Raw genomic sequence first — 10,329 nt, forward strand, 5'->3', positions numbered from 1 at the left:
TTTCCGTATTTGAGAACTCATCATGTTACAAAATCCGATTCACCTGCGTCTGGAGAAGCTGGAAAGCTGGCAGCACGTCACGTTTATGGCTTGTCTGTGCGAACGCATGTACCCAAACTACGCCATGTTCTGCAAGCAAACTGAATTTGGCGATGGACAGATTTACCGCCGAATTCTGGATCTGATTTGGGAAGCGCTGACGGTTAAAGACGCGAAAATCAATTTCGACAGCCAGCTGGAAAAGTTTGAAGAGGCCATTCCTTCTGCAGACGATTACGATCTGTACGGTGTTTATCCGGCGATTGATGCTTGTGTGGCATTAAGCGAACTGATGCATTCGCGTCTTAGCGGTGAAACGCTGGAGCATGCAATCGAAGTTAGTAAGGCTTCGATTACGACGGTTGCGATGCTGGAAATGACTCAGGCTGGTCGCGAAATGACCGATGAAGAGCTCAAAGAGAACCCTGCCGTTGAGCAAGAATGGGATATTCAGTGGGAAATTTTCCGACTTTTAGCCGACTGTGAAGAACGCGATATTGAGCTGATAAAAGGGCTGCGTGCAGACCTGCGCGAGGCTGGCGAGAGCAATATTGGTATAAATTTTCAGCAATGACACCACAAAACGTGATTTAACGCCTGATTTGTCGTGCCTGAAGGCTTCCCATCCGCCCCCGGTCTGGTCTACATTTGGGGGGCGAAAAAAAGTGGCTATCGGTGCGTGTATGCAGGAGAGTGCTTTTCTGGCATTTCCGTCGCACTCGATGCTTAGCAAGCGATAAACACATTGTAAGGATAACTTATGAACAAGACTCAACTGATTGATGTAATTGCAGACAAAGCAGAACTGTCTAAAACACAGGCTAAAGCTGCTCTGGAATCCACTCTGGCTGCTATTACTGAGTCTCTGAAAGAAGGCGATGCTGTACAACTGGTTGGTTTCGGTACCTTCAAAGTGAACCACCGTGCTGAGCGCACTGGCCGCAACCCGCAGACCGGTAAAGAAATCAAAATCGCCGCAGCTAACGTACCGGCATTTGTTTCTGGTAAAGCACTGAAAGACGCGGTTAAGTAATTCGCGTGGCAGTGAACAGTTTTAACGAAGGGGCGGTTTCGCCCCTTTTGTCCATCTGGCGTCATACGCTTTGGCTTTCAGGTGTTCTGTTACTGTCTGCCTGCGGTAGCCATTCTGAGCTTCCTCCTTTCACGGCCAGCGGCTATGTTGGCGATCAGGGGGCGGTACGCATTTGGCGTAAAGACTCCGGTGACGATGTTCACTTGCTCTCGGTATTTAGTCCGTGGCGTAAAGGCGAAACTACTACCAGTGAATACCGCTGGCAGGGTGATTCGCTCTCTCTGATAGAACTCAACGTTTACAGTAAACCGGCTGAACATGTCCGTATACGCTTCGATGACCGGGGTGAACTGAGCTTCATGCAGCGTGAAGTCGACGGGCAAAAGCAGCAGCTTTCCAGCGATCAAATCGCGCTTTACCGCTATCGTGCCGATCAAATTCGCCAGACCAGCGATGCGCTGCGTCAGGGACGGGTGATATTGCGTCAGGGACGTTGGCATGCGGATAACACAGTCACAACCTGTGAAGGTGAAACGCTGAAGCCAGACCTGGAATCGTGGGCGATAAACCATATCGAGCGCCGCCAGAGACATTCATCCGTATAGGTGAGTGTGGCATGGCTGGAAGCGCCCGAAGGGTCGCAGCTACTGCTGGTCGCCAATGAAGATTTTTGTCACTGGCAGCCTACAGCCAAAACTTTCTGAAAACCTGAATACGGGAAATCAGCAGGCCTGATCCGTATAGCGTCATCAGGCATTAAGTCTTTTACCAGTGACCCATTCCCATATGGCCACCGCCGCGATGGTTACCGCCACCGCCGCATCCGCCGTAGCCCATTCCCGCGCCACGTGGCACGCCAGCCTGCGCCATTGCGACATCACGTTTAACGCGCTGCTCGTCCAGAGACTGATTCAACGCTTCCATCTCTTTTGCAACGGCGTTAATTTTTGCCGTGTCCGGCGAGCTGGCCGTTAATAGTGCATTGTACTCATAACGTTTGGATGTCAGCTGTTGGCGCAACGCGCTGGTCTGGGAATAATAATCATCATAGATTTTCTGTGCAGCAGCCTGCTGCTCAGCGGTCATTGGCGTACCACCCCGTTGCTGCATTCCATCACCATATCCCCAGTTATTCTGTGCCAGTACTGGGGTGGAGCCAAGTGCGATAAGAGAAAGTGCAATCAGTGCCAGTTTGTTGTTCCGTTTCATCGTTCGTTCTCCTGTTGGTTAGCTTACATTTCCTTTTGCATCTTCCGTGCCAAAGCGGCAATCCCAGTCCTGCGGGCGTTGTACCCGCCGTCTTTGCAGGGAAACGAGTAAAAATGACTCGCCAGAACGCGCCAGCGAGTCATTTTTACCCGTTACTTTCAGCTGTTTGTGTCTGAGGGCAGGGTTATCAGGGGGAAAAAATGGCATGATTTCTGCTGTATACCTGTAACGATGAAAGGAACAGGCGGGGTGAAGGGAGAGCGTATGCGTCTTTATAAGGATACGGTGGCAAAGTGGTTGAGCCGACTCTTGCTGGCGGCAATCCTGGTTTTGGTCGGCTGGTTTTCGATTATGACCATTCGGGACTATGGGCGGGAAAGTGGCGCCGCGCGGCAAACGCTACTGGAAAAAGGCAGCGTGCTCATTCGCGCTCTGGAGTCTGGTACGCGTGTAGGCATGGGGATGCGCATGCATCATGCACAACAGCAGACGCTACTGGAGGAAATGGCTGTACAGCCTGGCGTGCTATGGTTTGCTGTCGTCGATGAGCATGGTGTCATTATTACCCACAGCAATTCCGCGATGGTCGGTAAAACGCTCTATTCATCGGATGTCCTGCGACAGCTTAGTCCTGGGGAGCAAGAAAGCTGGCGGAATATTGAAATTCCAGCGAGGGATGGCGAAAAAACGCCAGCACTGGAAATTTATCGCCAGTTTCAGCCGATGTATGGTCCAGGACGCCACGGCATGGCGCGCTGTGCCAGCAATGACGGGCAGCTTATCTCCCCAGCACAAACCATATTTATCGCCTTTGATGCCAGCGATCTGACAGCGACTCAGGCAAGGGAGTGGCGTAACACACTGATAGTCCTGTCTGCGCTGGCGGCTGTGTTGCTGGCCACCGTGCTGACGTTCTTCTGGTATCAGCGCTATCAGCGCTCGTACAAAGAACTCCAGGATGCGATGAAGCGTAAAGAAAAACTGTTAGCGCTCGGTCATCTTGCGGCTGGGGTGGCACATGAAATTCGTAACCCGCTTTCATCGATCAAAGGGTTAGCGAAGTATTTTGCCGAGCGAACCCCGGCAGGAGGCGAGTCGCATGAGCTGGCACAGGTGATGGCGAAAGAGGCGGATCGTTTAAATCGGGTGGTGAGCGAGTTGCTGGAGCTGGTGAAACCTGCACATCTGACGCTGCAACAGGTGGATCTCAATGAGGTTATCACCCACTCATTACACCTGGTGAGTCAGGATGCGGCAAGCCGGGAAATCCAGCTCCGCTTTTCGGCCAATTGTACGCTGCCCGCTATCCAGGCCGATCCCGACCGACTGACTCAGGTTTTGTTGAATCTGTATCTGAACGCCATTCATGCGATTGGTCGTCAGGGCACGATCACGGTTGAAGCGAATGAAAGCAGCGGCGATCGCGTTAAAATTGTGGTTACCGATACTGGGAAGGGGATTGCGGCGGAACAGCTGGAGGCCATTTTTACGCCTTACTATACGACCAAAGCTGACGGAACCGGCCTCGGGCTGGCGGTAGTGCAGAACATTATCGAACAGCACGGTGGCACCATTCAGGTGGCAAGCGTTGAGGGCAAAGGCGCGACCTTTACCCTTTGGCTGCCGACCAAAGCGAAACAACAGGATTAACAAGGATGACGCGCGGAAAAATCAATATTCTGGTGGTAGATGACGATATCAGCCACTGCACCATTTTACAGGCGCTGCTGCGCGGCTGGGGTTATGAGGTCGCGCTGGCCTATAGCGGGCGAGCGGCGCTGGAACAGGTGCGCGAACGCGTATTTGATTTAGTGCTGTGTGATGTACGCATGGCGGAGATGGACGGCATCGCAACGCTGAAAGAGATTAAAGCGCTGAATCCGGCGATTCCGGTCTTGATCATGACGGCGTTCTCCAGCGTGGAGACCGCCGTTGAGGCGCTTAAAACCGGGGCGCTGGACTACTTAATCAAGCCGCTGGATTTTGACCGTCTGCAGGAGACGCTGGAAAAGGCGCTGGCGCATACGCGGGAAACGGGCACTGAACTGCCATCAGCGTCGGCTGCGCAGTTTGGCATGATTGGCAGCAGCCCGGCGATGCAGAAGTTGCTCAATGAAATCGCGATGGTTGCGCCCTCGGATGCCACGGTGCTCATTCACGGAGACTCCGGTACGGGGAAAGAGTTGGTAGCCCGGGCGCTGCATGCCAGCAGCGCCCGTCGCGATAAACAGCTGGTGACGCTCAACTGCGCGGCGCTTAATGAATCGCTGCTGGAGTCCGAACTTTTTGGTCACGAGAAAGGGGCGTTTACCGGGGCGGATAAACGGCGGGAAGGGCGCTTTGTGGAAGCCGATGGCGGCACGTTATTTCTTGATGAAATCGGTGATATTTCACCGCTGATGCAGGTGCGCCTGCTGCGGGCTATCCAGGAGCGAGAAGTGCAGCGCGTTGGTAGCAATCAGACTATTGCGGTTGATGTCCGGCTGATCGCCGCTACGCATCGCGATCTAGCGGAAGAAGTCAGCGCCGGGCGCTTTCGTCAGGATCTCTATTATCGCCTGAACGTCGTCACCATTGAAATGCCAGCGCTGTGCCAGCGCCGGGAAGATATTCCGCTGCTAGCCGAACATTTTCTCCAGCGTTTTGCCGCGCGTAACCGTAAAGCGGTGAAAGGCTTTACTCCGCAGGCGATGGATCTGCTGATCCACTACGACTGGCCGGGCAATATTCGTGAACTGGAAAATGCGATTGAGCGCTCGGTGGTGCTGCTGACGGGGGAATATATTTCCGAACGCGAGCTGCCGATGGCGATTGCCGCGACGCCGATAAAAACGGAATTCAGTGGCGAGATCCAACCGCTGGTGGATGTCGAAAAAGAGGTGATTCTGGCGGCGCTGGAAAAAACGGGCGGCAATAAAACGGAAGCCGCCCGTCAGTTAGGCATTACGCGTAAAACGCTGCTGGCGAAAATTTCGCGTTAGCGTTGCTCGCGTTCAATGGCGCGCCAGCCGATGTCGTTACGGCTGAAGCTGCCATCCCAGCGGATGTCGGTCATCAGGGCGTAAGCGCGTTTTTGCGCTTCAGCCACAGTATGACCCAGGGCGGTGGCGCACAGCACGCGACCGCCGCTGGTCAGCACGCGATCGTCTTCGGCGAGTTTAGTGCCTGCATGGAACACTTTTCCGTCTTCTACTTCTTCCAGCGGCAGACCGTGGATCTCATCTCCGGTGTTGTAGTTGCCCGGATAACCTCCGGCAGCAATAACGACACCCAGCGAGGCGCGCTCGTCCCACTCGGAGGTTTTCTCATTCAGCTTGCCGTCGCAGGCAGCCAGGCAAAGCTCCACCAGGTCCGATTTCATGCGTAGCATGATCGGCTGGGTTTCCGGATCGCCGAAGCGGCAGTTGAACTCGATAACCTTCGGATTGCCCTGTTTGTCGATCATCAGACCCGCGTACAGGAAACCGGTGTAGGTATTCCCTTCCGCCGCCATACCTTTTACGGTTGGCCAAATAATGCGTTCCATGGTGCGCTGATGCACTTCATCAGTTACCACCGGCGCTGGTGAGTAAGCACCCATACCGCCGGTGTTCGGGCCAGTGTCGCCGTTGCCTACGCGTTTGTGGTCCTGGCTGGTGGCCATCGGCAGCACGTGCTCGCCGTCGACCATTACGATAAAGCTCGCTTCTTCGCCGTCGAGGAACTCTTCGATAACGATACGGTGGCCCGCATCGCCAAAAGCGTTACCTGCCAGCATGTCATGAACGGCGGCTTCAGCTTCTTCCAGCGTCATCGCCACGATAACGCCTTTACCGGCGGCCAGACCGTCGGCTTTGATGACGATCGGCGCGCCTTTCTCACGCAGATAGGCCAACGCTGGCTCAATCTCAGTGAAGTTCTGATATTCCGCCGTCGGGATCTGGTGACGGGCGAGGAAATCTTTGGTGAAGGCTTTGGAGCCTTCCAGCTGTGCAGCACCTTCGGTTGGCCCGAAGATCTTCAGGCCAGCGGCGCGGAACGCATCGACTACGCCAATCACCAGCGGCGCTTCCGGGCCGACGATGGTCAGGTCAATTTTCTCGTTCTGGGCAAAGCTCAGCAGAGCTGGAATATCGGTGACGCTGATAGCCACGTTCTGCAACGCGGGCTCCAGTGCGGTACCGGCGTTACCCGGTGCGACAAAAACGGTATCAACCAGCGGGGACTGTGCGGCTTTCCAGGCCAGGGCGTGCTCGCGCCCGCCGTTGCCAATCACTAATACTTTCATCGTCTGCTCCGTGGATTAATGGCGGAAGTGGCGCATGTCGGTAAAGATCATCGCGATACCGTGTTCATCGGCAGCGGCAATGACTTCGTCATCACGGATAGAACCACCGGGCTGGATAACGCAGCTCACGCCAACGGCGGCGGCAGCATCAATACCATCGCGGAACGGGAAGAAGGCGTCAGAGGCCATTGCAGAGCCTTTCACTTCCAGACCTTCGTCAGCCGCTTTAATCCCGGCGATTTTTGCGGAGTACACGCGGCTCATCTGGCCTGCGCCTATGCCGATAGTCATGTTCTCTTTGGCATAAACAATGGCGTTGGATTTCACGAACTTGGCGACTTTCCAGCAGAACAGTGCATCGCGCAGCTCTTGCTCGGTCGGCTGACGTTTGGACACCACGCGCAGTTCGCCTTCGCTCACCATCCCCAGATCCCTGTCCTGAACCAGCAAACCGCCGTTAACGCGTTTGAAGTCGAGGCCCGGTACACGTTGTGCCCACTGACCGCAGGTCAGAACGCGAACGTTCTGTTTGGCGGCGGTGATTTTCAGTGCGTCTTCGGTTGCGGACGGGGCGATGATCACTTCCACGAACTGACGGGAGATAATTGCCTGCGCGGTTTCGGCATCCAGTTCGCGGTTGAAAGCGATGATGCCGCCGAACGCGGAGGTCGGGTCGGTTTTATAGGCGCGGTCGTAAGCGTCGAGAATAGAGGTACTTACCGCCACGCCGCACGGGTTAGCGTGCTTAACGATCACACAGGCTGGCTCGCTGAACTCTTTCACGCACTCCAGCGCCGCGTCGGTATCTGCGATGTTGTTGTAGGAAAGCGCTTTGCCCTGTACCTGCTGTGCGGTGGCAACGGACGCTTCTTTAACATTCTCTTCTATATAGAAGGCAGCCTGCTGGTGGCTGTTCTCGCCGTAGCGCATATCCTGCTTCTTAATAAAGTTCAGGTTCAGCGTACGCGGGAAACGCCCGGCGGCCTCTTTGCTCTCACCGTGGTAAGCCGGAACCATGCTGCCGAAGTAGTTGGCAATCATGCTGTCGTAGGCGGCGGTGTGTTCGAAGGCTTTAATCGCGAGGTCAAAGCGGGTTTCCAGAGTCAGGGAGCCTTCGTTGGCATCCATCTCTTTAATAATGGCGTCGTAGTCGCTGCTCTTCACAACGATCGCTACGTCTTTATGGTTCTTGGCAGCGGAACGCACCATGGTCGGGCCGCCGATATCAATGTTCTCTACCGCATCTTCCAGCGAGCAGCCTTCACGGGCGACGGTCTCGGCGAATGGATACAGGTTTACAACCACCATATCGATAGGGGCGATACCGTGCTGTTCCATAATTCCGTCATCCTGACCGCGACGACCAAGAATGCCGCCGTGGACTTTCGGATGCAGGGTCTTCACGCGTCCATCCATCATTTCCGGGAAGCCGGTGTAATCGGAAACTTCGGTCACTGGCAGACCTTTCTCCGCTAACAGGCGCGCAGTGCCACCTGTAGACAGCAGCTCCACACCACGTGCGGAAAGTGCCTGAGCGAATTCGATGATACCGGCCTTGTCAGAAACACTGAGCAGAGCGCGGCGGACTGGACGACGTTGTTGCATGGTAAATCCCCTGGATTTGACTATTACAGAGAGCGTTAGGTGAATTCTTGGCTAAAAACTCAGCTAACGCCCCTTACGGGGCATCCTTGTTTTGCGGGGGCATTGTAACGAAAACGTTTGCGCAACGCTCGCGAATTTTTAATTTTCGATTTTGACCTCTTCTTTTTCTGTTGAAGGAGGCTGATATAACGAGAGGATCGTAGAAACGATCGTGTGGTTTGTGGATAACTCTGTGTGTAAATGGGTATAAGGCGGGGTTTCGCTGTGGAATGCAGCAGTCAGTCATTTTTCTGTCATTTAAGGGTTGCGGGCCGCAGGAAACTCCCTATAATGCGCCTCCATCGACACGGCGGATGTGAATCACTTCACACAAACAGCCGGTTCGGTTGAAGAGAAAAACCTGAAAATGAGGGTTGACTCTGAAAGAGGAAAGCGTAATATACGCCACCTCGCGACAGAGCGCTAAAGCGCGTCGCAACTGCTCTTTAACAATTTATCAGACAATCTGTGTGGGCACTCGAAGATACGGATTCTTAACGTCGCAAGACGAAAAATGAATACCAAGTCTCAACGAGTGAACACGTAATTCATTACGAAGTTTAATTCATTGAGCATCAAACTTTTAAATTGAAGAGTTTGATCATGGCTCAGATTGAACGCTGGCGGCAGGCCTAACACATGCAAGTCGAACGGTAGCACAGAGGAGCTTGCTCCTTGGGTGACGAGTGGCGGACGGGTGAGTAATGTCTGGGAAACTGCCCGATGGAGGGGGATAACTACTGGAAACGGTAGCTAATACCGCATAACGTCGCAAGACCAAAGAGGGGGACCTTCGGGCCTCTTGCCATCGGATGTGCCCAGATGGGATTAGCTAGTAGGTGGGGTAACGGCTCACCTAGGCGACGATCCCTAGCTGGTCTGAGAGGATGACCAGCCACACTGGAACTGAGACACGGTCCAGACTCCTACGGGAGGCAGCAGTGGGGAATATTGCACAATGGGCGCAAGCCTGATGCAGCCATGCCGCGTGTATGAAGAAGGCCTTCGGGTTGTAAAGTACTTTCAGCGAGGAGGAAGGTGTTGTGGTTAATAACCGCAGCAATTGACGTTACTCGCAGAAGAAGCACCGGCTAACTCCGTGCCAGCAGCCGCGGTAATACGGAGGGTGCAAGCGTTAATCGGAATTACTGGGCGTAAAGCGCACGCAGGCGGTCTGTCAAGTCGGATGTGAAATCCCCGGGCTCAACCTGGGAACTGCATCCGAAACTGGCAGGCTAGAGTCTTGTAGAGGGGGGTAGAATTCCAGGTGTAGCGGTGAAATGCGTAGAGATCTGGAGGAATACCGGTGGCGAAGGCGGCCCCCTGGACAAAGACTGACGCTCAGGTGCGAAAGCGTGGGGAGCAAACAGGATTAGATACCCTGGTAGTCCACGCCGTAAACGATGTCGACTTGGAGGTTGTGCCCTTGAGGCGTGGCTTCCGGAGCTAACGCGTTAAGTCGACCGCCTGGGGAGTACGGCCGCAAGGTTAAAACTCAAATGAATTGACGGGGGCCCGCACAAGCGGTGGAGCATGTGGTTTAATTCGATGCAACGCGAAGAACCTTACCTACTCTTGACATCCAGAGAACTTAGCAGAGATGCTTTGGTGCCTTCGGGAACTCTGAGACAGGTGCTGCATGGCTGTCGTCAGCTCGTGTTGTGAAATGTTGGGTTAAGTCCCGCAACGAGCGCAACCCTTATCCTTTGTTGCCAGCGGTTAGGCCGGGAACTCAAAGGAGACTGCCAGTGATAAACTGGAGGAAGGTGGGGATGACGTCAAGTCATCATGGCCCTTACGAGTAGGGCTACACACGTGCTACAATGGCATATACAAAGAGAAGCGACCTCGCGAGAGCAAGCGGACCTCATAAAGTATGTCGTAGTCCGGATTGGAGTCTGCAACTCGACTCCATGAAGTCGGAATCGCTAGTAATCGTGGATCAGAATGCCACGGTGAATACGTTCCCGGGCCTTGTACACACCGCCCGTCACACCATGGGAGTGGGTTGCAAAAGAAGTAGGTAGCTTAACCTTCGGGAGGGCGCTTACCACTTTGTGATTCATGACTGGGGTGAAGTCGTAACAAGGTAACCGTAGGGGAACCTGCGGTTGGATCACCTCCTTACCTTAAAGAA

At 54.3% G+C, this 10,329-nt stretch carries 8 protein-coding genes, 1 rRNA gene and 1 pseudogene; 6 read left to right on the forward strand and 4 right to left on the reverse strand.

What is annotated here, in order from left to right:
* Positions 1-22: 22 nt before the first annotated feature.
* The 3 genes and pseudogenes from OGX94_RS05295 (at position 23) to OGX94_RS05305 (ending at position 1,776) form a co-directional block, all read left to right on the forward strand.
* Positions 23-613 (forward strand): YjaG family protein, encoded by a 591-nt coding sequence (locus OGX94_RS05295; protein ID WP_003842015.1) that lies wholly within the window; start codon positions 23-25, stop codon positions 611-613.
* 186 nt (positions 614-799) lie between these two features.
* A complete protein-coding gene (hupA, locus tag OGX94_RS05300) occupies positions 800-1,072 on the forward strand; it encodes a nucleoid-associated protein HU-alpha (RefSeq protein ID WP_001044509.1) in 273 nt (90 codons plus the stop codon).
* A gap of 11 nt (positions 1,073-1,083) precedes the next feature.
* A pseudogene (locus OGX94_RS05305) lies at positions 1,084-1,776 on the forward strand (DUF1481 domain-containing protein).
* 61 nt (positions 1,777-1,837) lie between these two features.
* Here the strand turns inward: OGX94_RS05305 and zraP are convergent.
* Both zraP and OGX94_RS05315 read right to left on the reverse strand, forming a co-directional pair.
* Positions 1,838-2,281, reverse strand: a complete 444-nt coding sequence (zraP, locus tag OGX94_RS05310) for a zinc resistance sensor/chaperone ZraP (protein WP_257662398.1) — start codon at positions 2,279-2,281, stop codon at positions 1,838-1,840.
* 18 nt (positions 2,282-2,299) lie between these two features.
* Positions 2,300-2,488 (reverse strand): hypothetical protein, encoded by a 189-nt coding sequence (locus OGX94_RS05315; protein ID WP_032934137.1) that lies wholly within the window; start codon positions 2,486-2,488, stop codon positions 2,300-2,302.
* A gap of 57 nt (positions 2,489-2,545) precedes the next feature.
* Between OGX94_RS05315 and zraS the strand changes: the two genes are divergently transcribed.
* Complete coding sequence (gene zraS / locus OGX94_RS05320) at positions 2,546-3,931, forward strand: two-component system sensor histidine kinase ZraS (protein WP_126957831.1); 1,386 nt, start codon at positions 2,546-2,548, stop codon at positions 3,929-3,931.
* Between the two features lie 5 nt (positions 3,932-3,936).
* A complete protein-coding gene (gene zraR, locus OGX94_RS05325; protein WP_149282153.1) occupies positions 3,937-5,262 on the forward strand; it encodes a sigma-54-dependent response regulator transcription factor ZraR in 1,326 nt (441 codons plus the stop codon).
* On the opposite strand, the gene purD is transcribed toward zraR, so the two are convergent.
* Both purD and purH read right to left on the reverse strand, forming a co-directional pair.
* Positions 5,259-6,548, reverse strand: coding sequence for a phosphoribosylamine--glycine ligase (purD, locus tag OGX94_RS05330; RefSeq protein WP_257662399.1), 1,290 nt, complete (start codon positions 6,546-6,548; stop codon positions 5,259-5,261). The genes zraR and purD overlap by 4 nt on opposite strands.
* Positions 6,549-6,563: 15 nt before the next feature.
* On the reverse strand, positions 6,564-8,153 hold the full coding sequence (purH, locus tag OGX94_RS05335; RefSeq protein WP_008787105.1) for a bifunctional phosphoribosylaminoimidazolecarboxamide formyltransferase/IMP cyclohydrolase: 1,590 nt from the start codon (positions 8,151-8,153) through the stop codon (positions 6,564-6,566).
* Positions 8,154-8,777: 624 nt separating this feature from the next.
* On the opposite strand from purH, the gene OGX94_RS05340 reads away from it, so the two are divergent.
* Positions 8,778-10,319 (forward strand): 16S ribosomal RNA (locus OGX94_RS05340).
* Positions 10,320-10,329 lie beyond the last annotated feature (10 nt).

It is taken from the genome of Citrobacter sp. Cpo037 (assembly GCF_030332945.1).
GTDB classification, from domain to species: domain Bacteria; phylum Pseudomonadota; class Gammaproteobacteria; order Enterobacterales; family Enterobacteriaceae; genus Citrobacter; species Citrobacter portucalensis.

What these genes read in the sequence shown, in the direction of transcription:
- zraP (WP_257662398.1), bottom strand. Translation starts at nt 2,281, where the DNA reads ATGAAACGGAACAACAAACTGGCACTGATTGCACTTTCTCTTATCGCA.
- purH (WP_008787105.1), bottom strand. Translation starts at nt 8,153, where the DNA reads ATGCAACAACGTCGTCCAGTCCGCCGCGCTCTGCTCAGTGTTTCTGAC.
- purD (WP_257662399.1), bottom strand. Translation starts at nt 6,548, where the DNA reads ATGAAAGTATTAGTGATTGGCAACGGCGGGCGCGAGCACGCCCTGGCC.
- OGX94_RS05315 (WP_032934137.1), bottom strand. Translation starts at nt 2,488, where the DNA reads ATGCCATTTTTTCCCCCTGATAACCCTGCCCTCAGACACAAACAGCTG.
- zraR (WP_149282153.1), top strand. Translation starts at nt 3,937, where the DNA reads ATGACGCGCGGAAAAATCAATATTCTGGTGGTAGATGACGATATCAGC.
- hupA (WP_001044509.1), top strand. Translation starts at nt 800, where the DNA reads ATGAACAAGACTCAACTGATTGATGTAATTGCAGACAAAGCAGAACTG.
- OGX94_RS05295 (WP_003842015.1), top strand. Translation starts at nt 23, where the DNA reads ATGTTACAAAATCCGATTCACCTGCGTCTGGAGAAGCTGGAAAGCTGG.
- zraS (WP_126957831.1), top strand. Translation starts at nt 2,546, where the DNA reads ATGCGTCTTTATAAGGATACGGTGGCAAAGTGGTTGAGCCGACTCTTG.